At 63.1% G+C, this 23,690-nt stretch carries 20 protein-coding genes; 11 read left to right on the top strand and 9 right to left on the bottom strand.

Annotated elements, in window-relative coordinates:
- Positions 1-7: 7 nt before the first annotated feature.
- Positions 8-1,144 carry a bifunctional diaminohydroxyphosphoribosylaminopyrimidine deaminase/5-amino-6-(5-phosphoribosylamino)uracil reductase RibD gene (gene ribD, locus BLR63_RS25915; protein ID WP_010566828.1) on the bottom strand — a complete coding sequence of 379 codons (1,137 nt, stop codon included), beginning with the start codon at positions 1,142-1,144 and terminating at the stop codon, positions 8-10.
- A complete protein-coding gene (nrdR, locus tag BLR63_RS25910; RefSeq protein ID WP_010566829.1) occupies positions 1,141-1,605 on the bottom strand; it encodes a transcriptional regulator NrdR in 465 nt (154 codons plus the stop codon). Before nrdR ends, ribD begins: the two co-directional genes overlap by 4 nt.
- A 139-nt stretch (positions 1,606-1,744) precedes the next feature.
- On the opposite strand from nrdR, the gene BLR63_RS25905 reads away from it, so the two are divergent.
- Genes BLR63_RS25905 through trxA form a run of 3 tightly spaced genes read left to right on the top strand, consistent with a single transcriptional unit; the run spans position 1,745 to position 3,765 of the window.
- A complete protein-coding gene (locus tag BLR63_RS25905; protein ID WP_010566830.1) occupies positions 1,745-2,200 on the top strand; it encodes a YbaY family lipoprotein in 456 nt (151 codons plus the stop codon).
- Complete coding sequence (locus BLR63_RS25900) at positions 2,197-2,859, top strand: class I SAM-dependent methyltransferase (RefSeq protein ID WP_010566831.1); 663 nt, start codon at positions 2,197-2,199, stop codon at positions 2,857-2,859. Before BLR63_RS25905 ends, BLR63_RS25900 begins: the two co-directional genes overlap by 4 nt.
- A gap of 33 nt (positions 2,860-2,892) precedes the next feature.
- Positions 2,893-3,765, top strand: coding sequence for a thioredoxin (gene trxA / locus BLR63_RS25895; protein WP_010566832.1), 873 nt, complete (start codon positions 2,893-2,895; stop codon positions 3,763-3,765).
- Positions 3,766-3,866: 101 nt separating this feature from the next.
- Here trxA and BLR63_RS25890 read toward each other — a convergent pair whose 3' ends face one another.
- Positions 3,867-4,217 carry a hypothetical protein gene (locus BLR63_RS25890; RefSeq protein ID WP_010566833.1) on the bottom strand — a complete coding sequence of 117 codons (351 nt, stop codon included), beginning with the start codon at positions 4,215-4,217 and terminating at the stop codon, positions 3,867-3,869.
- A gap of 131 nt (positions 4,218-4,348) precedes the next feature.
- On the opposite strand from BLR63_RS25890, the gene BLR63_RS25885 reads away from it, so the two are divergent.
- From BLR63_RS25885 to BLR63_RS25865, 5 genes are all read left to right on the top strand, one after another.
- On the top strand, positions 4,349-4,948 hold the full coding sequence (locus tag BLR63_RS25885) for a DUF2796 domain-containing protein (RefSeq protein ID WP_010566834.1): 600 nt from the start codon (positions 4,349-4,351) through the stop codon (positions 4,946-4,948).
- A gap of 6 nt (positions 4,949-4,954) precedes the next feature.
- Positions 4,955-5,665 carry an ABC transporter ATP-binding protein gene (locus BLR63_RS25880; protein WP_010566835.1) on the top strand — a complete coding sequence of 237 codons (711 nt, stop codon included), beginning with the start codon at positions 4,955-4,957 and terminating at the stop codon, positions 5,663-5,665.
- A 1-nt stretch (position 5,666) separates the two neighbouring features.
- Positions 5,667-6,932 carry an ABC transporter permease gene (locus tag BLR63_RS25875; RefSeq protein ID WP_010566836.1) on the top strand — a complete coding sequence of 422 codons (1,266 nt, stop codon included), beginning with the start codon at positions 5,667-5,669 and terminating at the stop codon, positions 6,930-6,932.
- Positions 6,933-6,943: 11 nt separating this feature from the next.
- Positions 6,944-7,459, top strand: a complete 516-nt coding sequence (locus BLR63_RS25870) for a DUF3299 domain-containing protein (RefSeq protein WP_010566837.1) — start codon at positions 6,944-6,946, stop codon at positions 7,457-7,459.
- A gap of 94 nt (positions 7,460-7,553) precedes the next feature.
- Positions 7,554-8,252: an OmpW/AlkL family protein gene (locus BLR63_RS25865; RefSeq protein WP_010566838.1), complete on the top strand. Its 699-nt coding sequence runs from the start codon at positions 7,554-7,556 to the stop codon at positions 8,250-8,252.
- Positions 8,253-8,390: 138 nt separating this feature from the next.
- Here the strand turns inward: BLR63_RS25865 and BLR63_RS25860 are convergent, their stop codons facing one another.
- Positions 8,391-9,275, bottom strand: a complete 885-nt coding sequence (locus tag BLR63_RS25860) for a sugar nucleotide-binding protein (protein WP_010566839.1) — start codon at positions 9,273-9,275, stop codon at positions 8,391-8,393.
- Between the two features lie 167 nt (positions 9,276-9,442).
- Here BLR63_RS25860 and BLR63_RS25855 point away from each other — a divergent pair, with 167 nt between their 5' ends.
- Entirely contained in the window at positions 9,443-13,699 is a 4,257-nt protein-coding gene (locus tag BLR63_RS25855) for a DEAD/DEAH box helicase (protein ID WP_010566840.1), read from the top strand.
- Between the two features lie 137 nt (positions 13,700-13,836).
- Here the strand turns inward: BLR63_RS25855 and BLR63_RS25850 are convergent, their stop codons facing one another.
- Together BLR63_RS25850 and BLR63_RS25845 are read right to left on the bottom strand one after the other, a co-directional pair.
- Complete coding sequence (locus BLR63_RS25850) at positions 13,837-15,942, bottom strand: mechanosensitive ion channel family protein (RefSeq protein ID WP_010566841.1); 2,106 nt, start codon at positions 15,940-15,942, stop codon at positions 13,837-13,839.
- 183 nt (positions 15,943-16,125) lie between these two features.
- Complete coding sequence (locus tag BLR63_RS25845; RefSeq protein ID WP_010566842.1) at positions 16,126-17,097, bottom strand: GlxA family transcriptional regulator; 972 nt, start codon at positions 17,095-17,097, stop codon at positions 16,126-16,128.
- A 96-nt stretch (positions 17,098-17,193) separates the two neighbouring features.
- On the opposite strand from BLR63_RS25845, the gene BLR63_RS25840 reads away from it, so the two are divergent.
- A complete protein-coding gene (locus BLR63_RS25840) occupies positions 17,194-17,757 on the top strand; it encodes a cysteine hydrolase family protein (RefSeq protein WP_010566843.1) in 564 nt (187 codons plus the stop codon).
- Positions 17,758-17,778: 21 nt separating this feature from the next.
- On the opposite strand, the gene tam is transcribed toward BLR63_RS25840, so the two are convergent.
- The 3 genes from tam to BLR63_RS25825 all read right to left on the bottom strand — a co-directional run bounded on the left by tam (position 17,779) and on the right by BLR63_RS25825 (position 20,636).
- Positions 17,779-18,540: a trans-aconitate 2-methyltransferase gene (gene tam, locus BLR63_RS25835; RefSeq protein WP_010566844.1), complete on the bottom strand. Its 762-nt coding sequence runs from the start codon at positions 18,538-18,540 to the stop codon at positions 17,779-17,781.
- Between the two features lie 176 nt (positions 18,541-18,716).
- Positions 18,717-19,232, bottom strand: a complete 516-nt coding sequence (locus BLR63_RS25830; RefSeq protein WP_010566845.1) for a single-stranded DNA-binding protein — start codon at positions 19,230-19,232, stop codon at positions 18,717-18,719.
- 9 nt (positions 19,233-19,241) lie between these two features.
- Entirely contained in the window at positions 19,242-20,636 is a 1,395-nt protein-coding gene (locus BLR63_RS25825) for an MFS transporter (RefSeq protein ID WP_010566846.1), read from the bottom strand.
- Between the two features lie 178 nt (positions 20,637-20,814).
- Here BLR63_RS25825 and uvrA point away from each other — a divergent pair, with 178 nt between their 5' ends.
- Positions 20,815-23,649: an excinuclease ABC subunit UvrA gene (uvrA, locus tag BLR63_RS25820; protein WP_010566847.1), complete on the top strand. Its 2,835-nt coding sequence runs from the start codon at positions 20,815-20,817 to the stop codon at positions 23,647-23,649.
- Positions 23,650-23,690: the final 41 nt, after the last annotated feature.

Genomic DNA, 23,690 nt, shown 5'->3' with positions numbered 1-23,690 from the left:
CCGGAAATTATACGCTCGCTGCTGGCACAGGGATGGCAGTGACTCGCCAGTCATCGCCCACAGCGCGCATTTCAGTGATCTTGAGTTGGGGGGCGTCGGCCAGTTTCTCAAGCGGCCAGTCCAGCAACGGCCGGGCTGCGGAGCCGAGAAACTTGCCGGCGACGAAAATCACGTATTCGTCCACCAGGCCCTGCTGGGCGAACGCGCCCGCCAGGCTTGGGCCGGCTTCCACCAGGACATCGTTGACGCCACGGGCGGCCAGCGCCACCAGCGCCGAGCGCAGGTCGACCTGGCCATCGACACCGGGCACCACCAGGCACTCGGGGCCACGGGGAAATTGGTTTTCAGCAGTGACGCAGGTGATGACCAGCGCCGGGCCGGCCTTGAAGAACGGTGCGTTGAGCGGCACCCGCAAGCGGCCGTCGATCAAGACGCGCAGCGGCGGGCGCGACATGGCCAGGGCGGTGGTTTCGGCGTTCAGGCCAAGTTCGGCGGCGCGCACGGTCAGGCGAGCGCCGTCGGCCAGCACCGTGTCGGCGCCGGTCAGCACCACGCTGGCCTCGGCGCGCAGGCGCTGCACGGCGGCGCGGGCGGCAGGGCCGGTGATCCATTGGCTTTCGCCGCTGGCCATCGCGGTGCGACCGTCCAGGCTCATCGCCAGCTTGACCCGCACAAACGGCAGGCCGTGTTCCATGCGCTTGAGGAACCCTTTATTGAGGGCCCGCGCTTCCCCTTCGAGCACACCGCTGTACACGTCGATGCCGGCCTGGGCCAGACGCTGCATACCGCGCCCGGCGACGTCCGGGTTGGAGTCCTGCATCGCCGCGACCACCCGCGCCACCCCGGCACTCACCAGCGCATCCGCGCACGGCGGGGTATGGCCGTAGTGGCTGCACGGTTCGAGCGTGACGTAGGCGGTGGCGCCTCGGGCTTTGTCGCCGGCAGCGCGCAAGGCATGCACTTCGGCATGGGGCTCGCCGGTACGCACATGCCAGCCTTCGCCGACGATCTGCCCATCGCGCACAATCACGCAGCCTACACGTGGGTTGGGATGGGTGGTGTACAGGCCGTTGCGCGCCAGTTCGAGGGCGCGGGCCATGTAATGGGCGTCGAGGACGGCCTGCTCAGCAGAAGGTGGGTTCATTTTTTGACCGGCTCACGGGCCAGGCGGTCGATCTCTTCGCGGAACTCATTGAGGTCCTGGAAGCGTCGATACACCGAAGCGAAACGGATATAGGCGACTTCGTCGAGCTTTTGCAGCTCGCCCATCACCAGCTCTCCAACCACCAGGGACTTGACCTCGCGCTCGCCGGTCGCGCGTAGCTTGTGCTTGATATGCGCCAGCGCCGCCTCCAGCCGCTCGACACTCACCGGGCGTTTTTCCAGGGCGCGCTGCATACCGGCGCGCAGTTTGTCTTCATCGAAAGGCTGGCGGCTGCCGTCGGATTTGATCAGGCGCGGCAACACCAGTTCGGCGGTTTCGAAGGTGGTGAAACGTTCACCGCAGGCCAGGCATTCGCGCCGGCGACGCACTTGATCGCCCTCGGCGACCAGACGCGAGTCAATGACCTTGGTGTCGTTGGCACCGCAGAAGGGACAGTGCATGGTGGCAGGCAACAAAAAAAGGGAGGGCCATGGTAGCGCATCCCCGTGGCAAGACAAGCCAAAGCCTTTGCGGTATATAGGCTGACGATTATGTTTCATGTTTTTTAAGCCACGGATATTGTCCTTTTGGGAGCCGTACATGCAGTTACGACCACTTGTTTTACTCACCTTGTTCGGTTTTCTGGTCGCCTGCAGCAGCCCAGCCCCGAAACCGTCGACGCCGCAACCGCAACCGGCACAAGAGAAAAAAGTCCCCGGCCTTGAAGACCTCGGCCCGCTGCCGGCCTATCAGCGCGAAATCAACGGCAGCCTGAGCAACGTGCCCGCCGGCGCCGAAGTCGAGATGGCCCTGCTGGTGATCGACGACCGTTCGCGCCCACAACAATTGCTCGCCAGCAGCGTGCTCACCGGCAACGGCAAGCCCCTGGCCTTCCGCCTGCGCTACAACCCCGAGGCCTTCCCGGCCGGTGCGCGGGTTGAATTGCGCGGTCGCGCCAGCCAATCCGGCCAGTTGATCCTGCATCTGCCGGCGGTGCGCATCACCCAGCCGATCACCCAGACCACCGGCCCCCTGCAACTCGTCAAAGCCCCATGACGCCACCGCTGGCCCTGCAACGCGCCCTGAGCGAACTGATCGGCGACGCGCACCTGGTGCCCTGCCCGTTGCCGGACACCGCGCTGTCGTTGTGGTTGCTCGATGCCGACAACATGGACCGCGCCTTCAGCCCCGAGGAAACCCGACGCATCCTGCATGAGCCGCCCTACTGGAGCTTTTGCTGGGCCAGCGGCCTGGCGCTGGCACGCTACCTGGCGGCCAACCCGCAGTGGGTCGCCGGCAAGCGCGTGCTGGACTTTGGTGCCGGCTCCGGCGTGGCGGGGATCGCCGCGGTCAAGGCCGGCGCGCTGGAAGTGGTGGCCTGCGACCTTGATCCGCTGGCCTTGGCGGCCTGCCGGGCGAATGCTGAGCTCAATGATGTCGAGCTTGGATATTCGGCGGACTTTTTCGCCGAAGCCGACCGCTTCGACCTGATCCTGGTGGCCGACGTGCTCTATGACCGCGCCAACCTGCCGTTGCTGGATCACTTCCTCAGTCGCGGCCGCGAAGCGCTGGTGGCGGATTCGCGGGTGCGGGACTTCCAGCACCCGGCCTATCGACGCCTGGGGATACTCGACGCGCTGACCCTGCCAGACCTGGCCGAGCCTTGGGAGTTTCGCAAGGTGAGCCTGTACCATTCGCGGCGCCAGCCCTTATAGTTGCCCCCATTCCCGCTTTATTCGAGACGCCCCATGAGTGAGCCCACGCCGTACATCTTCGACGCTACCACCGCCACGTTCGATCAGGCGGTGATCGAGAATTCGTTCCACAAACCCGTGCTCGTGGATTTCTGGGCCGAGTGGTGCGCGCCGTGCAAGGCGTTGATGCCAATGCTGGCGCAGATCGCCGAGAGTTATCAGGGCGAGTTGCTGCTGGCCAAGGTCGATTGCGAGGCCGAACAGGACATCGTGGCGCGGTTTGGCATTCGCAGCCTGCCGACCGTGGTGCTGTTCAAGGATGGCCAACCGGTGGACGGGTTTGCCGGCGCGCAGCCGGAGTCGGCGGTGCGGGCGATGCTGGAGCCCCATGTACAGATGCCGCCACCGGCTGCCGCAGACCCGCTCAAGCAGGCCGAGGCGTTGTTTGCCGAGGGACGCATCAGCGAGGCCGAAGCGCTGCTGGTGGCCTTGCTGGGCGAGGACAACACCAACGCTGGTGCGCTGATCCTGTATGCACGCTGCCTGGCCGAGCGCGGCGAATTGGGTGAAGCCCAGACCGTGCTGGATGCGGTCAAGAGCGACGAGCACAAGGCCGCGCTCGCCGGGGCCAAGGCGCAAATCACCTTTCTGCGCCAGGCTGCCGATCTGCCGGACGCCGCCGAGTTGAAAAGCCGCCTGGCGCAAAACCCGCAGGACGATGAAGCGGCCTATCAGTTGGCCATTCAGCAACTGGCACGCCAGCAGTACGACGCAGCGCTGGAAGGCTTGCTCAAACTGTTCATCCGCAACCGCAGCTACAGCGAAGGCCTGCCGCACAAGACCTTGCTGCAGGTGTTCGAACTGCTGGGCAACGATCACCCTCTGGTGACCGTGTACCGCCGCAAGCTGTTCGCCGCACTGTACTGATCACCCTGTAGGAGCGAGCTTGCTCGCGAAAAACCTGAGAGCGCCGCGCTCCTCCAGACAGTCCGCGTTATCGTTGGCGTTCTTCGCGAGCAAGCTCGCTCCTACAAGGGGGCGATCCAGGTATAGAGCGGCGTATCAGCGCCGCTGCTGACCTTGACCTGGGCACTATGGCGCAGGCGCACCAGCAGGCGCTTGGCCGCCGCGGCATCGCCGGCCAATCCTTCCAACTGATCGAGCAGTTCCAACCCGCTGAGCTGACCGGCGTTGCGCAGCAGGTCCTGGGCTCTCTGCCACAGGTCATCATTGGGTTTGACCGATGCAACCGACGCAACGGCCACACTGGCCTCTGGCGTGGCCTGCAAGCGCGCGCCGAGTCGCGCCCAATCGTCCTCATCCAGCTCCAGGGTCAAGTCCACCGGCAGGTCGCCGACGGTTCCACGAATTCGCAACATCGTCCTTACTCCCGCATTTTTCTGACGGGCATGCTCCCATGTGACTTGCGCAACGCCAAGCGGGCGGTCAAACTCGCCGAACTATTGTTATAAGATCACATAACAAAACTTTCATTTTCTGGAGCCCGTCCATGCGCCGTCTGTTGCTCGCTTTGCCGTTTGCCCTGCTGCCACTGGCTATCGCCCATGCCGCCGACGAGCATGATCACGATCACGAACATGCCAGCCTCGGCGCCCATGAACACGGCGTTGGCCGTCTCAATGCAGTGCTCGACGGCCAAGCCCTGGAGCTTGAACTGGACAGCCCGGCGATGAACCTGGTGGGTTTCGAACACATGGCAACCACCGCCGCCGATAAAGCCAAGGTCGCCGCCGTGCGCAAACAGCTGGAAAACCCCGCCGCCCTGTTCAACCTGCCCACGGCCGCCGGTTGCGTGGTCAGCACCCAGGAACTCAACAGCCCATTGTTCGGTGACAAGCCGGAAGCCGATCATGACGACGACGATGATCACGACGCCAAAGACGGCGCCCACGAGCATCATCACGACCACAGCGAAATCCACGCCCACTACCAGTTCACCTGCGCCACGCCGACGGCCCTGAGCAACCTCGACCTGAGCCACGTGTTCAAGACCTTCCCCGCCACCCAGAAAATTCAGGTACAACTGATCGGCCCAAGCGGCCAGCAAGGCGTCGACGCCTCCGCCACCGCAGCCACCCTGAAGTTCTGATTTCACATGACCCATGCATTGATCGAACTGTCCGACCTGGGCTTCAACTGGCCCGGTCACCCACAGTTGCTGGACATCCCCGCGTTCCGCCTGGAAGCGGGGCAAACCCTGTTTCTCAAGGGCCCCAGCGGCAGTGGCAAGACCACCTTGCTCGGCCTGCTCGGCGGCGTGCAGAAACCCAGCCGAGGCAGCATCCGCCTGCTCGGTCAGGAACTGACCGACCTCTCGGCCGGCGCCCGTGATCGTTTTCGCGTCGACCACACCGGCTATATCTTCCAGCAGTTCAACCTGCTGCCGTTCCTGTCGGTGCGCGAGAACGTCGAGCTGCCCTGCCACTTTTCCAAGGTGCGCGCACAACGGGCGACCCAACGCCACGGCAGTGTCGACAAGGCCGCCGCCGCCTTGCTCGCGCACCTGGGCTTGAAAGACAAAGACCTGCTGGAGCGACGTGCCGACTCGCTGTCCATCGGCCAACAACAACGGGTGGCCGCCGCCCGCGCGTTGATCGGCCAACCGGAACTGGTGATCGCCGACGAACCCACCTCGGCCCTGGACTACGACGCCCGCGAAGCCTTCCTTCAGCTGTTGTTCGCCGAATGCCGCGAAGCAGGCGCCAGCCTGTTGTTTGTCAGCCACGATCAGAGCCTGGCCCCGCTGTTCGACCGCCACCTGTCGCTGGCCGAACTCAATCGCGCCGCCATGCCCGCAGAGGTTTGAGATGTATTTGTTCCGTCTAGCCATGGCCAGCCTGGCTAACCGCCGTTTTACCGCGATCCTCACCGCTTTCGCCATCGCCCTGTCGGTATGCCTGCTGCTGGCGGTGGAACGCGTGCGCGTCGAGGCACGCAACAGTTTCGCCAGCACCATCAGCGGCACCGACCTGATCGTCGGCGCGCGTTCCGGCTCGGTGAACCTGCTGCTGTATTCGGTGTTCCGCATCGGCAACGCCACCAATAACATCCGCTGGGACAGCTACGAGCACTTCGCCGCCAACCCCCAGGTGAAATGGGCGATTCCGATTTCCCTCGGCGACTCCCATCGCGGCTACCGGGTGATGGGCACCAATGCGTCGTACTTCGAGCACTACCAGTACGGCCGCAAGCAGAACCTCGAACTGGCCAGCGGCCGCGCCTTCGCCACCGATCCGTTCGAAGTGGTGCTCGGCGCCGAAGTGGCTGACGCGCTGCACTACACGCTCGGCGACAAGCTGGTGCTGGCCCATGGCGTGGCGGCGGTCAGCCTGGTCAAGCACGACGACAAACCCTTCACCGTGGTCGGTATCCTCAAACGCACCGGCACCCCGGTGGACCGCACGCTGCATATCAGCCTGGGCGGCATGGAAGCGATCCACATCGACTGGCACAACGGCGTGCCGGCCCAGGGCAAAGGGCGCATCAGTGCCGATCAGGCACGCAACATGGACCTCACGCCGCAAGCGATCACCGCCTTCATGCTCGGCCTGAACAACAAGATTTCCACCTTCGCCCTGCAACGCGAGATCAATGAATTCCGTGGCGAGCCGATGCTGGCGATCCTGCCCGGCGTGGCCCTGCAAGAGCTGTGGAGCATGATGGGCACCGCCGAAAAAGCGTTGTTCGTGATCTCGCTGTTCGTGGTGCTGACCGGCTTGATCGGCATGCTCACGGCGATCCTCACCAGCCTCAACGAACGCCGCCGCGAAATGGCGATCTTGCGGTCGGTGGGCGCGCGGCCCTGGCATATCGCAACCCTGCTGATCTTCGAAGCGTTCGCCCTGGCGCTGTCCGGCGTGGTGGCCGGCGTGGGTCTGCTATATGTGTGCATCGCCGCGTCGCGCGGGTATCTGCAGGCCAATTACGGCCTGGACTTGCCGATGTCATGGCCGAGCGAATATGAATGGACGCTGCTGGCGGGTATCCTCGCAGCCGCGCTGTTGATGGGCTGCGTGCCGGCCTGGCGTGCCTATCGACAATCTCTGGCCGATGGCCTGTCCATACGTTTATGAGGAAGGCTTCAATGCGTCGTGCCCTGTTTGCGCTGTTGCTGCTGGCGGCCTCGCCCGTCTGGGCCGCCCAGGCGCCTAAAGAACTGACTTGGTCGGAACTGATCCCGCCGGATGCCATGCCGGAAGTGCCCAATATGCAGCCATTGCACAACCTGTCGGGCATAGCGGGTGCGCTGGAATCGGCGCCAGCGGCCAAGCAGGAGATGCCCCACGCGCCCGTAGTCCAGAGCCTCGATGGCCAGCACGTCCGTTTGCCGGGCTATATCGTACCGCTGGAAGTCAGCGAGTCTGGGCGCACCATCGAGTTTCTGCTGGTGCCATATTTCGGCGCATGCATCCATGTGCCGCCACCGCCGTCGAACCAGATCGTGCACGTGAAAAGCGAAGTCGGGGTGAAGCTCGATGAGCTGTATCAGCCGTACTGGATCGAGGGGAAGATGCAGGTCAAACCGTCCTCCAGCGAGCTGGCCGACGCCGGTTATCAGATGGATGCCGAGAAAATTTACATCTACGAACTGCCCGAATAACGCTGATCGCTCTTTCATTGAGCTGAGTCAAAAGACTTAACGGAACGATCTCTACCATTGGACGTACAACTTTTAAACGTCCTCTGGAGCTCCCATGAACAAGTCCCTGCTCGGCGCATCCCTCTTCGCGCTCGCCCTCGCTGCCCCCATCGCCCACGCTTATGAGGCCGGTGACATTCTGGTGCGTGCCGGTGCAATTACCGTGAACCCGAACACCGACAGCGGTAGCGTCAAGGTTGATCAGGGTCCATTGTCCGGTGCCAACCTGGGCGGCAAAGCGACCTTGAGCAGCGACACGCAACTGGGTCTGAACTTCGCTTACATGTTCACCAGCCACTGGGGTATCGAACTGCTGGCGGCCACCCCGTTCTCCCATGACGTGAAACTCAAGGGCACTTCCGTGGGCGCAGCCAACGGTAAGCTCGGCTCCCTGAAACAACTGCCGCCAACCCTGAGCGTCGTGTACTACCCGCTGGACAGCGCGTCGAAGTTCCAACCGTATGTAGGTGCCGGTATCAACTACACCTGGATCTATGACGAGAGCCTCAGCGGCACCGCGAAACAAAACGGTTTCAGCAACTTCAAGGCCGATAACTCTTGGGGCTGGGCCGCGCAGGTCGGTGCCGACTATATGATCAACGACAACTGGATGATCAACGGCCAGGTACGTTACATCGACATCAGCACCACGGCCACTGTGGATAACAACGCTCTGGGCCAAGGCACTCGCGCCAAGGTCAATGTGGACGTTGATCCATTCGTGTACATGGTCGGTATCGGCTACAAGTTCTAAGCGATCGTTCACACGCGCCGCAACACCCAGTGTGGGAGGGGGCTTGCTCCCGATAGCACGGTGTCAGTCAACGGATTCGTTGACTGACCCACCGCTATCGGGAGCAAGCCCCCTTCCACATTTGTGTTTTGTGCAGTATCAGCCGCGCCGGTAGAACCGATCCAGCAACGCCGGCAACCCCGCCCGCCACGCCCGCGGCTTGATGCCGAAGGTGTGGAGGATTTTCTTGCAGGCCAGCACCGCGTGTTGCGGTTCCTCGCCGGCATCCGGCCGCGCCGCATGGGCCTGGGGCGTCGGTGCTTCGACAGCCAGCGGATGGAAGCTGCGCGCTTCGGTAAGGATCGCCTGGCCCAGGGCCAGCGGCGTGGTCGCCTCATGCCCGGCGTAGTGATAGGTGCCCCACAGCGGCGCCGCGCAATCGAGTTGCTTGAGCACCGAGATGATCACCCGCGCGGCATCGTCCACCGGTGTCGGGTTGCCGCGACGGTCATCCGCCATCAGCAACTCATCCGGGTGTTCGGCCCGGGCCAGGAAGCGCCCGAGAGTGCCATCGACGCTGTCATCGAGCAGCCAGCCAAAGCGCAACAGTATGTGATGCGGGCACGTGGCGCGCACGCTCTGCTCGATGCGCCACAACGCTTGGCCGCGCAGCCCCAGGGGTACCGGCTCGTCCTTTTCGCTGTAGGCGGTGGCGCGGGAGCCATCGAACACGCGGTAGCTGGACGGTTGCAGCAACGTGATGCCGTGGTGCTGACACAGTTCGGCCAGGCGTTCGATGGCGGATTCCTGGGCGGCCAGTCGGGTTTCGCTGACGGTCTCCGCCTGGAACCAGTCGAAATAGTAGGCGAGGTTGATCAATGCATCGGGACGGGTGTCGTCGAGCAATTGGGTGAGGCTCGCGGCATCCCAGCCGTCTGTGGGCGGTTTGGGGGCGAGGAAACCAATGTCTTCCTCCGCACCGAGGCGAATCAGCGCCTGCCCGAGGGCATTCCCGCCGCCCAGTAACATAAGGCGCATTCGCATAGATTGAGCAGGCCCGGTCTGTTTGGAACGATGGTTAGTGTCGGCAAGCTCGTGAGCCTTGCCGTTTGCATTTGCCAGAATCGTTGCATTTTGCGGGTTTGTAGCGCAACCGTCACGGATAAAGTGCGGGGCTTGCAACTTGACCTCATGGGTTGCATATAAGAGCGATGAACCTTCCTGAATCAACGGACACGGTATTGAACGGCTTCCACCCCGCCGTCAGCACCTGGTTCCGCAGCACCTTCCCTTCGGTGACAGACGCCCAGGCCCAGGCATGGCCGCTGATCCGCCAGCGCCGCTCGACCCTGATCGCCGCGCCCACCGGCTCTGGCAAGACACTGACCGCGTTCCTGGCGGTGCTGGACGATCTGGTCCGCCAGGGCCTGGCCCACGACGGGCAACTGCCGGACGAGACCCTGGTGGTGTATGTGTCGCCGCTCAAGGCGCTGTCCAATGACATCCAGATCAACCTGCAAACCCCGCTCGCCGGGATCACCGAGCATTTGCAGCAACTGGGCCTGCCGCCCTTGGCGATACGCACCGCCGTGCGCACCGGCGACACGCCGCAAAAAGACCGCGCACAGATGCGCAAGCGCCCGCCGCATATCCTCGTGACCACGCCGGAATCGCTCTATGTGCTGCTCGGCTCCGACTCCGGCCGACAGATGCTGGCGAGCACGCGCACGGTGATCGTCGACGAGATCCACGCCATCGCATCCAGCAAACGCGGCAGCCACCTGGCCCTGAGCCTGGAGCGCCTGCAAGGCTTGTGCGCCGAGCCGTTGACCCGTATCGGCTTGTCGGCCACGCAAAAACCCATCGAAGCGGTGTCGCGCTTTCTGGTCGGCACCGGGCGAGCGTGCGACATCGTCGACATCGGCCACGCCCGCCCCCGGGACCTGGACATCGAAGTGCCGCCGGTGCCGCTTTCAGCCGTGATGGCCAACGATGTGTGGGAACTGGTCTACGACCGCCTCGCCACCCTCGCCCGCGAACACCGCACCACGCTGATTTTCGTCAACACCCGGCGCCTGGCCGAACGCTTGGCGCGGCACTTGAGCGAGCGCCTGGGCAAGACCGCCGTGGCCGCCCACCATGGCAGCCTGGCCAAAGAGCTGCGCCTGGACGCCGAACAACGGCTCAAGGGCGGCGCGCTGCAAGTGCTGATCGCCACCGCCTCGCTGGAACTGGGCATCGATATCGGTGAGGTCGACCTCGTGTGCCAGATCGGCTCGCCCGGTTCCATCAACGGTTTTCTGCAACGGGTCGGCCGCTCCGGGCATCAGGTCGGCGGCACACCCAAGGGGCGCCTGTTCGCCATCACCCGCGACGACCTGATCGAATGCGCTGCCCTGCTCGACTGCGTGCGCCGGGGCGAACTGGACACCCTGCATATTCCCGTGGCCCCGCTGGACGTGCTGGCCCAGCAGCTCATCGCCGAAGTCAGCGCCCAGGAATGGTCGGAGCAGGCGCTGCTGGCGCTCATCCACCGCGCCGCACCCTATGCCGCGCTGGATGAACACCACTTCCAGGCGCTGTTGCAGATGCTCACCGATGGCTATAACGGTCGCCAGGGCATCCGCAGCGCCTACCTGCACCGCGATGCGCTGACCCGCACCCTGCGCGGCCGCCGTGGTGCCCGGCTCACCGCCGTGACCAGCGGCGGTACCATCCCCGACAACGCCGACTACAGCGTGTTGCTCGAACCCCAGGGCCTGAACATCGGCAGCGTCAACGAAGACTTCGCGGTGGAAAGCATCGCGGGGGACATCTTCCAGCTGGGGAATACCTCCTACCGCATCCTGCGGGTCGAAGCCGGCAAGGTGCGGGTCGAGGACGCCCATGGCCAGCCACCGACCATTCCATTCTGGCTCGGCGAAGCACCAGGGCGCAGCCACGAATTGTCGGCCGCCGTGGCGCGCTTGCAGGGGCATCTGGACGCCCTGCTCAGCGCCACGCCCGGCGACCTGCAACCTGCCCAGGACTGGCTCACCGCCACCCTGGGCCTGAACCGCGCCAGCGCCGAACAGATCGTCGATTACCTGGCGCGCACGCGTCTGGCCCTCAGCGCGTTGCCGTCCCAGGACACGTTGATCATGGAGCGCTTTTTCGATGAGTCCGGCGGCACCCAATTGATCATCCACACGCCCTTCGGCAGCCGTCTCAACCGCGCCTGGGGCCTGGCGCTGCGTAAGCGCTTTTGCCGCACCTTCAACTTCGAGTTGCAAGCGGCGGCCAGCGAGAACGCGATCGTGCTGTCGCTGTCCACCAGCCACAGTTTCGCGCTGGACGAGGTGTGGCGTTATCTCAACAGCGCCAGCGCCGAACATCTGCTGATCCAGGCCGTGCTCGATGCGCCGCTGTTCGGCGTGCGCTGGCGCTGGAATGCCGGGGTGGCCCTGGCGTTGCCGCGCTATGTCGGCGGGCGCAAAGTGGCGCCGCAGATCCAGCGCATGAAGAGCGAAGACCTGATCGCCAGTGTGTTTCCCGACCAGATCGCCTGCCTGGAAAACCTCGCCGGCGAGCGCGAAGTGCCTGACCACCCGCTGGTGGAGCAAACCCTCGACGACTGCCTGCACGAAGCCATGGACAGCGACGCCTGGCTGGCCCTGCTGCGGCGCATGGAGCGCGGCGAAGTGCGCCTGATCAGCCGCGACCTGCCCGCGCCCTCGCCCATGGCCGCCGAGATTCTCAACGCGCGCCCCTACACCTTTCTCGACGATGCGCCGCTGGAAGAACGTCGCACCCAGGCCGTGCTCAACCGGCGCTGGAGCGACCCGCACAGCACCGACGACCTCGGTGCGCTGGACGCCGAGGCTATCGCCGGCGTGCGCGAAGAAGCCTGGCCGGCGCCCCATGGGTTGGATGAAATGCACGAGGCGTTGATGAGCCTGGCGTGCATCGCCGAGCATGAGGTCACGCCGCAATGGGCCGTGTGGCTCAATGCTCTGGCCAAGGGTGGACGCGCCTACCGTTTGCAGAACGGTCTGTGGGTGGCCGTCGAGCGCTTGAGTTGTTTGCAGGCGCTCTATCCCAACGGCTTGCCACTGCTACCGGGCTTCGATGAGCCCTGGACCGTCGATGAGGCACTGGTGGAAGTCCTGCGCGCGCGCCTGGGGGGATTCGGCCCGTTGACTGTGATCGAAATCGCCGCGCCCCTGGCGCTGCCGGTGACCGACATCACCCAGGCCCTGGCCCGGCTGGAGCAGGAAGGCTACGTGCTGCGCGGTCGCTTCAGCCCCGGCGCCGTGGATGAACAATGGTGCGAACGCCACCTGCTGGCGCGGATTCATCGCTACACGGTCAAGCGCCTGCGCCGGGAAATCGAGCCGGTGGCGTTGCAGGACTTCATGCGCTTTCTGTTCGATTGGCAGCACCTGTCCGAAAGCACTCGCGGCCAGGGCAGCGCCGTGCTGGGGGAAATTGTCGGCCAGCTCGAAGGCTACGCAGCCGCCACTTCGGCCTGGGACAGTGATGTGCTCAGCGCGCGGATCAAGGATTACACCGCCACCTGGCTCGATGAACTGTGCCGCAGCGGCAAACGGGTGTGGATGCGCTTGAGCAACACCTCCAGCGCCACCGCCCTGCGCAGCACCCCGGTGGTGCTGCTGCCGCGCAGCCAGGTCGCGCTGTGGAGCGGGCTGACTGAACAGACGGACAGTACGACCCTGTCGCCCAAGGCGCAGAAAGTCCACCTGACCCTGCGCGAACACGGCGCGCTGTTTTTCGATGAGCTGGTGCACGAAGCTCATCTGCTGCCCAGCGAACTGGAAAACGCCCTGCAAGAACTAGTGGGCGCCGGCCTGGTGAATGCCGACAGCTTTGCCGGGCTGCGCGCACTGACCACGCCAGCGAGCAAACGCCAGGCACGCAGCAGCCGGCGCGGGCGCGGTGCGTTTATCGGCGGCATGGACGATGCCGGACGCTGGGCACTGGTTCGGCGCGCGCCGGACGCCGCCCGCCCGCACTCGGCCGAGACCCTGGAACATGTGGCGATGACCTTGCTGCGCCGCTACGGCGTGGTGTTCTGGCGCTTGCTCGAGCGTGAGGCGGATTGGCTGCCGAGTTGGCGCGAACTGCTGCGCACCTTCCATCGGCTGGAGGCCCGGGGCGAGATTCGCGGCGGGCGGTTCGTCAGCGGCTTGGCGGGTGAACAGTTTGCCTTACCGGAGGCGATCCCGCTGCTGCGCGAAGTCAGGCGTCGACCCCGTGATGGCAGTTTGATTGCAGTGTGCGGGGCCGATCCGCTGAACCTGGTGGGCACGCTATTGCCAGGCAGCAAGGTGCCGGCAGTGAGCGGTAACCGGATTGTTTACCGCGATGGGGTGCCGGCGGCGGTGATGATCGGTGGCAAACCGCAGGTACTGTTGGAGCTGGATCAGCAAACAACCAGTTCCGTCAGAGAGAAACTGATCAAACACTAAGCCCCTTGTGACAGCTTTTTGTAGGAGCGAGCTTGCTCGCGAAAGACTCAAGGACACCGCGTTTATCCAAGATGCGTGCGTTATCGTTGACGTCTTTCGCGAGCAAGCTCGCTCCTACAGGGGGGGATTTGCGCCGATCATTGCGGGCGCGGCTGCTCGGTCGACACCACCGCAACCGGCACGTCTTCATCCGGCTCATCCACCGCGCTTGCGCGCTTGGGCAACCAAACCTGCTGTGGATAAGTCTGCGCGAAGTGCACCTCATCACAGTTATCCACAAGCTTTTTCAGGCGCTGGTTGAACGCGCGGCTCACCGCATATTGCCCACCCGACACGGTACGGAATTGCGCCGTGAGCACCACGCCGTTGAGGTCCATCTTGTCGACGCCAAACACCTCCAGCGGCCCTTGCAGGTTGTACTTGAGGAACACATCGTCACGGATCGACTGCCCCGCCTCGCGAATCAGCTCCACGGCCTTGTCCACGTCGGTGTCGTAGGTGAACTGCACCGAGAAGAACGCATAGGCAAATTGTCGCGACTGGTTGGTGACCGCCTTGATCTGCCCGAACGGTACCGAGTGCACAAAGCCCTTACCGTCGCGCAGGCGCAGGGTACGGATGGTCAGGCCTTCGACGGTGCCGGCGTGGCCGGAGTCGAGCACCACCCAGTCGCCGATCGACAGCGTGTCTTCGATGATGATGAACAGGCCGGTGATCACGTCCTGCACCAGTTGCTGGGAACCGAAACCGATCGCCAGGCCGACCACACCGGCACCGGCCAGCAACGGCGCGACGTTGATGCCCAGGTTGGCCATGGTGGTGATCGCACAGATCACCACCAGGATGATCTTCACCGCATTGCGCAGCAGCGGCAGGATGGTTTTCACCCGGGTGCTGGGCTGGCGGCTGGAGCGCTTGTTCACCGGCGGTTTCAGTGCTTCCTGGATCGCCGTGTCGAGCACCACCCAGAACAGCCAGGTCATCAACAGAATCAGGCCGATGCTGCTGAGGGAATCGCTGATCGCGCGGCCCACCGAGTTACGCTGGGCGAACTCGAACAGCGACACCCCCCAGATCCGCCCCAGAATTTCGATAAAGGCGATGGCCATGACGATGCGCAGCAGCGCGTGCAGCAAGCTGAGGAAACGTTCCTTGTAGGCACTGCTGCGCTGGACCGCCGCCTGGCTGCGGGACTTGAACAGGTATTGCAGCACGGTACTCAGGAACACCGTACCGATCAGCAGGATCGTGGTGAACAGCGCGCAGCGCAGGGCTTTTTGGTTGTCGTCGCCGGCGCCAATCAGGTTGATCGCCGAGACCAACACCATCAACAGAATCGGCCAGTACCACAGGCCGGAAAACACTCGCAGCGACTGCTGCAGCGCCGGATGCTTGAGGCGCGGGGCCAACGGTCGATTGCGGATCAAGTGCGCCACCGGGCGACGCAGGCGAATCACCACCACACCGAAGATCACCGCCGCGAGCAGGCCGGTAAACACCGCGACGCTGCTGGTGATATTGCCGCCGAACTGACGGGCGATCTGCGGGCTGGTCAGGGCGTCGCTGAGGGCGGCGAGGAAGCCGATCAGAAACAAGGGTTTTGGGCAGTAATCGCGAATGATCTGCACGGCGGGCCGTTTATGTCCGATGTTGAACATGACGATCACGCACAGCAGCATCGAGGTGGAAAAGATGCCGCTACTGGTGGCGTAGGCAAAACACAGCGCCAGCGCACGGCCGATGGATGAGGGTAAAAAGTGGCGGACGTAAAGGGTCAGCGGCAGACAGATAAGGGCCGGGACCGTATAAGGCAGCACATACCCCAGCACCCCTTGCAGGCGTTTGCGCGATTTGATGAACGAGCGTCGACTCAGGCGTTGTACGCCCAAGCGCCCGAACATCGTCAGCAGCGCAAAGGCGCCGATCCACACCCCGGACAGCAACAGGAAGTCCCCGGCCACACTCCACGGCGAACGCTGTGCCGTCTGGTCGACCAGCCGCCCGACTTCATCCGCCGCCCGGTCCGCCCGCAGGCGCCATTCATCGATCAGGTTCTGATTGAGGTCCAGCTTCTGCTGCACATCATCGATGCTGGAACTGATGGCCCCGAGCAGACCGCCTTCCACCAACAGCTCTGGTTTGGCCGCGGCGTCGGGTTCCGGCGCGGTGGCCGCGGCGTGCACGGCGCCGCTGCCGCAAAACAGTAGCGCGCCGAGCAGTGATGCAGTCTTGAGATTCAGCAAAGCAGCGGGCTCCTTCAGAAGGTTCTGTAAGGAACTGACGGGTTTGAGACGGGATCGTTCCCCTGTATCGCCTCATTGACAGACCTTGCCGGAAAACCGCAAGCCGCGCCTGTGGCACTGGCGCTTGACCGTGGGTTTTCTGGTGTTCCATCTCGGCCTCAAACCCACCGCGTTCGGCGCGCTTCACACCCCAAAACGGCTGCGGTAGTCACTGGGGGCCAGCCCGGTGATTTTCTTGAAGATGGCGCGAAATGCGCTGGGGTCCTGGTAGCCCACGGTCCAGGCGATATGGTCGATGGTGCCGTTGGTGAACTCCAGCATCTGCCGCGCCTTGCCCACCCGCAGGTGCTGGCAGTATTCGGTGGGTTTCAAACCAGTGGCGTTGCGAAAGCGCCGCAGGAACGTGCGCTCCTCCAGACCCGCCTCCTGGGCCATCGCCGCCACCGACACATCCACCGCGCCACTGGCTTGCAGCCAATGCTGGACCTTGAGGATCGCCGCGTCGCCGTGGCCGAGAATCGGCGCAAAGTTGCTACCGCACTGGCTCGCGCTGTCGCTGTGCTCGATCACCAGGAAACGTGCAGTGTCAGCGGCGATGCTCGGGCCCATCAGGCGGTCGACCAGGCGCAGGCCTAGCTCGGACCAGGCCATCAACCCGGCGGTGGTGATCAGGTCACCGTCATCGACGATGGGTTTATCCGCCTCCAGACGTACCTCCGGGTAACGGATCGCGAAGGATTTGGCCGAAGACCAATGGGTGGTGGCGCTGCGCCCGTCCAGCAGGCCGCTGCGCGCCAGCATGATCGAGCCGATGCACACGCCGCCAAGCACGGTGCCTGCGGCGTGTTGCTGGCGTATCCACTCAAGCAACGCCGGTGGCGCTTGTTCTTCGCCGAACTCGTCGATCGACGGCGGCACCAGCACAGCCATCATCGGCTGGTCCACGCCAGGGTGACTGTCGAACACTCGCGCGGGGATACCATGGGCGTCCACTTGCCAATGGCTGACCCGCAGCAGTGGCAATTGCATAGACTGATGCTCCGCGGCGATGCGGTTGGCCACACCGAACAAATCGGTCAAGCCATGCACCGCCGCCAGTTGCGCCCCCTGGTAAATCAACACACCCAGCTCGACAGTCGAGCGCTCCACGGCCATTGTCAGTTTTCCCCCTGTTATTGTCGGTGCAGCCAATCCCCAGTCGCGGCGCCCGCTAAGATACTGGCCCCCTCAACCCATCACGAGGCAACACCCATGGCCAAGCAAGCGCTCATCCTAATCGATATCCAGAATGACTACTTCCCTCAAGGCAAGTGGCCGCTCGACGGCGTGGAAGCCGCCGCAGACAACGCCGCGCGGGTGCTCAAGGCGTTTCGCCAGACAGGCGATGCGGTGATCCATGTGCGCCATGAATTCACCTCGGAAGATGCGCCGTTCTTCACCCCTGGCTCCGAAGGCGCGCACTTGCATCCCAAGGTGCTGAACGAAGACAGTGAGCCGGTGGTGCTCAAACACTTTGTGAATGCGTTTCGCGAAACCAACCTGCGCGCCCTGCTGGAGCAACGCAGCATCACCGAGTTGGTGGTGGTCGGCAGCATGAGCCATATGTGCATCGACGCCGTGGTACGTGCGGCGGCGGACCTGGGTTACAAGGTCACGGTACTCCATGACGCCTGCGCCACACGGAATCTGGAATTCAATGGCAAGGTCATACCGGCGGCGCAAGTGCATGACGCCTATATGGCATCGCTGGCATTTGGCTACGCGGGCGTGGTGTCGACGCAGGAATACTTGCAGGCGCAAACGGCGGCCGCGTGACCGCCATGTCTGCCAGGGGCCTTAGCGCGTAGCGACGATGAACAGGCGCGGAAATGGCAGCAACACGGTGCCATCGGCCAGGGCGGGATAACCCTGGGTAATCCGCGCCTGATACTCGCGCAGGAAATCGGCTTTCTCGGCGTCGGTCAACGGCGCGAGGAAAGGCCGCAATCCCGAAGCCTTGAACCATTCCACCACCGCGGCGTGATCGGCCAGCGGGTGTTGGTAGGTGGTGCGCCATACGTCCACGGTGCTGCAGTGCGGGCTCAACAGTTCGTAGTAGTAGCGCGCGGAATGCCGATCATTGTGTTTGACCGCGCCGATCTTGGCGGACCACGGCCCATCGGCCGCGACCTCGCGGGCCAGTCGATGGGCCGGCTCATCGAGGTTGTCCGGCGTCTGCACCGCCAGCGTACCGCCGGGTGTCAGTTGGTTGATCAGGTGCGGGTAAAGCGTGGCGTGATCCGGCAGCCATTGCAGCGAAGCATTGGCCAGAATCACATCGAATTTTTGCGTGGGGTTCCAGGCGCCGATATCCGCCCGCTCAAAGCTCAACGCCGGCAGGCGCCTACGCGCATCGGCCAACATATCGTCGGAGCTGTCCAGGCCAAAAACCTGCGCCTGGGGGAAACGCTCGGCCAACACTTGCGTGGAATTACCGGGGCCACAGCCCAGATCGACGGCCGTGCGTACATCGGTATTGGGAATGGCTGCCACCAGGTCGCGGACGGGGCGTGTGCGCTGCTGTTCGAACATCGTGTACTGCTTGGCCGACCAAGTCATCACGGCTTTCCTCGCTCGTTGAAGGGATGAGTAGCCTAAATCCTGTGTCCAGAGAGGACAAATGCCTGTTCATACAGCCGAGGCTGGCTTGCAGATTCACGTTGCCCCAGACAAATAAAAAGCCCCTGACGCAATGCTTCAGGGGCTTTTGGGTAATGCGGGTTCGAGCTATGGCCTCAGAACGGAATATCGTCATCAAAACTGTCGAAATCCGGAGCCGGTTGCGGAGCGGCCTGCTGTGGCGCTGGGCGCGACTCACGCTGCGGCTGCTGGGTTGGCTGCGGACGGGACTGCTGTGGACGCGGCGCCGAATTGGACATGCCGCCCTGGCCCTGTTGGTCGCCCTGTGGACGGCCGCCGAGCAGTTGCATGGTGCCTTGCATGTCGACCACGATTTCAGTGGTGTAACGCTTGATACCGTCTTTTTCCCACTCGCGGGTCTGCAGTTTGCCTTCGATGTAGACCTGCGAACCTTTGCGCACGTATTCGCCGGCGATCTCCGCAACCTTGCCGAACATCACCACGCGGTGCCATTCGGTTTTCTCGACCTTCTGGCCAGTCTGCTTGTCGGTCCACTGTTCGCTGGTCGCCAGACTCAGGTTGGTCACAGCGTTACCGTTAGGCAAGAAGCGAACTTCGGGATCCTGGCCGCACGTACCGACCAATATGACTTTGTTAACCCCACGGGCCATAACGTTCTCCTAAGCTGGGCGCGCTGTCGGCACTGGGTTGACCAGTTGCTCGAGCGTCGCGCGATCCAATAATTCGGTGTCCAATTTGATGTAAATGGCCGACTCTTCAGCGACGACGACTGCATCTGTTACCCCTACGACGGCCTTCAGGCGCTCTGCCAGACCGCTTTCGCGGATCGCCTCAGGCGATAGCGGCAAACGCAGACTTGTGACGTAGGGAGGTTCGCGCATGGTAACAGCAAAGGCCAGCCAAAGTGCAGCCAGCCCCGCGCATCCCAGGAACACAACCGACAAACCGCCGTGCTGGAACATCCAGCCACCCATGATGCCGCCCAGCGCAGAGCCCAGGAACTGGCTGGTGGAATACACCCCCATCGCCGTGCCCTTGCCGCCGGCCGGTGAAACTTTACTGATCAGCGAAGGCAGCGAAGCCTCCAGCAGGTTGAACGCGGTGAAGAACACCACCGTACCGACTACCAGCGCCCGCAGACTATCGCCGAACTGCCAGAAGAATAGTTCAGTGAGCATCAGCGTCACGACGGCGCCGAGCAAAACTCGTTTCATTTTGCGTTTCTTCTCGCCATAGATGATGAACGGGATCATGGCGAAGAACGAGATCAGCAAGGCGGTGAGGTAGACCCACCAGTGCTGCTCCTTGGGCAGTCCGGCCTTTTGCACCAGGGCCAGGGGTAAAGCGACGAAGCTACACATCAGCATCGCGTGCAACACGAAGATACCTAAATCCAGGCGTAGCAGGTCCGGGTGTTTGAGGGTCGGCAACAGCGCCTGGCGTGCGACGCCGGACTCCCGGTGCTGCAAGGTGCCGGTAGAGCGCGGCACCATAAAGGCCACGATCACGATACCGAACAACGCCATGCCGCCGGTGGCCAGGAACAGCCCGTGCAAACCGAAGGCGCGGGTCAGTAAGGGACCGACCACCATCGCGACGGCAAACGACAGACCGATGGTCATGCCGATCATGGCCATGGCCTTGGTACGGTGTTGTTCGCGAGTCAGGTCCGACAGCAAGGCCATGACCGCCGCGGAAATCGCCCCGGCCCCCTGCAGGACACGACCGGCGATCACGCCCCAGATCGAGTCCGACTGAGCCGCGAGCACACTGCCGAGCGCGAATACGACCAGCCCCAGATAGATCACCGGGCGGCGGCCGATGCGGTCGGAAATGATCCCGAACGGAATCTGGAAAATCGCCTGGGTCAGCCCATAGGCGCCAATCGCCAGGCCGATCAACGCGGGAGTCGCACCGGCGAGATCCATCCCATAGGTCGCCAGCACCGGCAACACCATGAACATACCAAGCATACGGAAGGCGAACACCAGGGCCAGACCGCTTGCCGCTCGGGTCTCGCCGCTACTCATGCGTTCGCTGTGGGGATCGTGCATGGAAAAACCTCGTGTGAACCGGCGGCGATTCTACCAGTCCCATCGATTGAGAGGGTATATGCGGCGGTTTGCCGCGCAGCTTTCATGTAAGGCTGCAAGCGGCCTTTTGACAGTGTATATTCATCCAGTCTTTAGCCGTATACTCCGGCATTATTTACGCCCGCCGTGCGAGGCCATCTTGGACAAGATCCTGATTCGTGGGGCTAGAACCCACAACCTGAAGAATATCGACCTGACCCTGCCCCGGGACAAGCTGATCGTCATCACCGGCTTGTCCGGCTCCGGCAAATCGTCCCTGGCGTTCGACACGCTGTATGCCGAAGGCCAGCGTCGCTATGTGGAATCCCTGTCGGCCTATGCCCGCCAGTTCCTGTCGATGATGGAAAAACCAGACGTCGACACCATTGAAGGCCTGTCGCCGGCGATTTCCATCGAACAGAAGTCGACTTCCCATAACCCGCGCTCCACCGTGGGTACCATCACCGAAATCTACGACTACCTGCGCCTGCTTTATGCCCGCGTAGGCATCCCCCGCTGCCCGGATCACGACATTCCGCTGGAAGCCCAGACCGTCAGCCAGATGGTCGACCTGGTGCTGGCCCAGCCGGAAGGCGCCAAGCTGATGCTGCTGGCCCCGGTGATTCGTGAGCGCAAGGGTGAACACCTGTCGGTATTCGAAGAGCTGCGCGCCCAGGGTTTTGTACGGGCCCGCATCAACGGCAAGCTCTATGAGCTGGACGAAGCGCCGAAGCTCGACAAGCAGAAGAAGCACTCCATCGATGTCGTGGTCGACCGTTTCAAGGTCCGCGCGGACCTGCAGCAGCGGCTGGCGGAATCGTTCGAGACAGCGCTGAAGCTGGCCGATGGTATTGCGCTGGTCGCGCCGATGGATGACGAGCCGGGCGAAGAAATCATCTTCTCCGCGCGCTTTGCCTGCCCGATCTGTGGCCACGCCATCAGCGAACTGGAACCCAAGCTGTTTTCCTTCAACAACCCGGCCGGCGCATGCCCGACCTGCGATGGCCTTGGCGTGAAGCAGTTCTTCGACATCAAGCGTCTGGTCAATGGCGAACTGACATTGGCTGAAGGGGCGATACGCGGCTGGGACAGGCGTAACGTCTACTACTTCCAGATGCTGGGGTCGTTGGCATCTCACTACAAATTCAGCCTGGAAGTGCCGTTCAACCAGCTGCCGGCGGATCAGCAGAAGGTCATTCTCAACGGCAGCGGCTCGCAGAACGTCGACTTCAAGTACCTGAATGACCGTGGCGACATCGTCAAACGCTCCCACCCGTTCGAAGGCATCGTGCCGAACCTGGAACGTCGCTACCGCGAGACCGAGTCGGCGAGCGTACGTGAAGAGCTGGCGAAATTCCTCAGCACCCAACCATGCCCCGATTGCCGCGGCACTCGCCTGCGCCGCGAGGCACGCCACGTGTGGGTGGGCGAGAAGACCCTGCCGGCGGTGACCAACCTGCCGATCGGCGATGCCTGCGAATACTTCGGCGAACTCAAGCTGACTGGCCGTCGCGGGGAAATTGCCGACAAGATCCTCAAGGAAATTCGCGAACGCTTGCAGTTCCTGGTCAACGTTGGCCTGGATTACCTGTCGCTGGACCGGAGCGCAGACACCTTGTCCGGCGGCGAGGCCCAGCGGATACGCCTGGCCAGCCAGATCGGTGCTGGCCTCGTAGGCGTGCTGTACATCCTCGATGAGCCGTCGATTGGCTTACACCAGCGGGACAACGATCGCCTGCTGGGTACGCTGAAACACCTGCGGGATATCGGCAACACCGTGATTGTGGTCGAGCACGATGAAGACGCAATTCGCCTGGCGGACTATGTAGTCGATATCGGCCCGGGTGCCGGCGTGCATGGAGGCCATATCGTCGCCCAAGGTACGCCTGCCGAGGTAATGGCCCATCCAGACTCGCTGACAGGCAAGTACCTGTCCGGTCGTGTGAAGATTGAAGTGCCGTCCAAGCGCACGCCACGCAACAAGAAGATGGCGTTGCATCTCAAGGGCGCGCGCGGTAACAACCTGCGCAATGTCGACCTGGAGATTCCGTTGGGTCTGCTGACCTGCGTGACCGGTGTTTCCGGTTCGGGCAAGTCGACGTTGATCAACAACACGCTGTTCCCATTGAGCGCCACCGCCCTGAACGGCGCGACCACTCTGGAAGCGGCTGGGCACGACAGCATCAAGGGCCTTGAACTCCTGGATAAAGTGGTCGATATCGACCAGAGTCCGATTGGCCGTACACCGCGCTCCAACCCGGCGACCTATACCGGGCTGTTCACGCCGATTCGCGAGCTGTTCGCCGGGGTTCCAGAATCCCGCTCGCGGGGCTACGGGCCGGGCCGGTTCTCGTTCAACGTCAAGGGCGGGCGCTGCGAGGCGTGCCAGGGCGATGGCTTGATCAAGGTAGAAATGCACTTCCTCCCGGACATCTACGTGCCGTGCGATGTGTGCAAGAGCAAGCGCTACAACCGCGAAACCCTAGAGATCAAATACAAGGGCAAGAACATCCACGAAACCCTGGAGATGACCATCGAAGAAGCGCGGGTGTTCTTCGACGCGGTTCCGGCGTTGGCGCGCAAGCTGCAGACACTGATGGATGTAGGTTTGTCGTACATCAAGCTGGGGCAATCGGCGACCACGCTGTCGGGTGGCGAGGCGCAGCGGGTGAAGCTGTCTCGCGAGTTGTCCAAGCGGGATACGGGCAAGACCCTGTATATCCTCGACGAACCCACCACGGGCCTGCACTTCGCGGATATTCAGCAATTGCTGGATGTGTTGCACCGCCTGCGCGACCACGGCAACACCGTGGTGGTGATCGAGCACAACCTGGATGTGATCAAGACCGCCGACTGGCTGGTGGACCTTGGGCCGGAAGGTGGCTCCAAAGGCGGCCAGATCATTGCTGTGGGCACACCTGAGCAGGTCGCCGAAATGCCGCAGTCTCACACGGGGTATTACTTGAAACCGTTGTTGGCACGCGACCGAGCCTGAGTTTATCGAGTCCAATAAAAAGCCCCTGTTACCGTTGAGGT

Origin of the sequence: Pseudomonas extremaustralis (assembly GCF_900102035.1) — a bacterium.
GTDB lineage: Bacteria > Pseudomonadota > Gammaproteobacteria > Pseudomonadales > Pseudomonadaceae > Aquipseudomonas > Aquipseudomonas extremaustralis.
Note: the sequence above shows the minus strand (reverse complement) of the source record. Positions and strands in the feature narration are given on the sequence as shown.

Excerpts from the sequence above, each read along its gene's own strand:
- BLR63_RS25900 (WP_010566831.1), top strand. The coding sequence starts at position 2,197 with ATGACGCCACCGCTGGCCCTGCAACGCGCCCTGAGCGAACTGATCGGC.
- BLR63_RS25880 (WP_010566835.1), top strand. The coding sequence starts at position 4,955 with ATGACCCATGCATTGATCGAACTGTCCGACCTGGGCTTCAACTGGCCC.
- ribD (WP_010566828.1), bottom strand. The coding sequence starts at position 1,144 with ATGAACCCACCTTCTGCTGAGCAGGCCGTCCTCGACGCCCATTACATG.
- BLR63_RS25905 (WP_010566830.1), top strand. The coding sequence starts at position 1,745 with ATGCAGTTACGACCACTTGTTTTACTCACCTTGTTCGGTTTTCTGGTC.
- BLR63_RS25825 (WP_010566846.1), bottom strand. The coding sequence starts at position 20,636 with ATGCACGATCCCCACAGCGAACGCATGAGTAGCGGCGAGACCCGAGCG.
- BLR63_RS25885 (WP_010566834.1), top strand. The coding sequence starts at position 4,349 with ATGCGCCGTCTGTTGCTCGCTTTGCCGTTTGCCCTGCTGCCACTGGCT.
- BLR63_RS25890 (WP_010566833.1), bottom strand. The coding sequence starts at position 4,217 with ATGTTGCGAATTCGTGGAACCGTCGGCGACCTGCCGGTGGACTTGACC.
- nrdR (WP_010566829.1), bottom strand. The coding sequence starts at position 1,605 with ATGCACTGTCCCTTCTGCGGTGCCAACGACACCAAGGTCATTGACTCG.
- BLR63_RS25870 (WP_010566837.1), top strand. The coding sequence starts at position 6,944 with ATGCGTCGTGCCCTGTTTGCGCTGTTGCTGCTGGCGGCCTCGCCCGTC.
- BLR63_RS25865 (WP_010566838.1), top strand. The coding sequence starts at position 7,554 with ATGAACAAGTCCCTGCTCGGCGCATCCCTCTTCGCGCTCGCCCTCGCT.
- BLR63_RS25845 (WP_010566842.1), bottom strand. The coding sequence starts at position 17,097 with ATGGCCGTGGAGCGCTCGACTGTCGAGCTGGGTGTGTTGATTTACCAG.
- BLR63_RS25840 (WP_010566843.1), top strand. The coding sequence starts at position 17,194 with ATGGCCAAGCAAGCGCTCATCCTAATCGATATCCAGAATGACTACTTC.
- BLR63_RS25860 (WP_010566839.1), bottom strand. The coding sequence starts at position 9,275 with ATGCGAATGCGCCTTATGTTACTGGGCGGCGGGAATGCCCTCGGGCAG.
- BLR63_RS25855 (WP_010566840.1), top strand. The coding sequence starts at position 9,443 with ATGAACCTTCCTGAATCAACGGACACGGTATTGAACGGCTTCCACCCC.
- BLR63_RS25875 (WP_010566836.1), top strand. The coding sequence starts at position 5,667 with ATGTATTTGTTCCGTCTAGCCATGGCCAGCCTGGCTAACCGCCGTTTT.
- trxA (WP_010566832.1), top strand. The coding sequence starts at position 2,893 with ATGAGTGAGCCCACGCCGTACATCTTCGACGCTACCACCGCCACGTTC.
- BLR63_RS25830 (WP_010566845.1), bottom strand. The coding sequence starts at position 19,232 with ATGGCCCGTGGGGTTAACAAAGTCATATTGGTCGGTACGTGCGGCCAG.
- tam (WP_010566844.1), bottom strand. The coding sequence starts at position 18,540 with ATGACTTGGTCGGCCAAGCAGTACACGATGTTCGAACAGCAGCGCACA.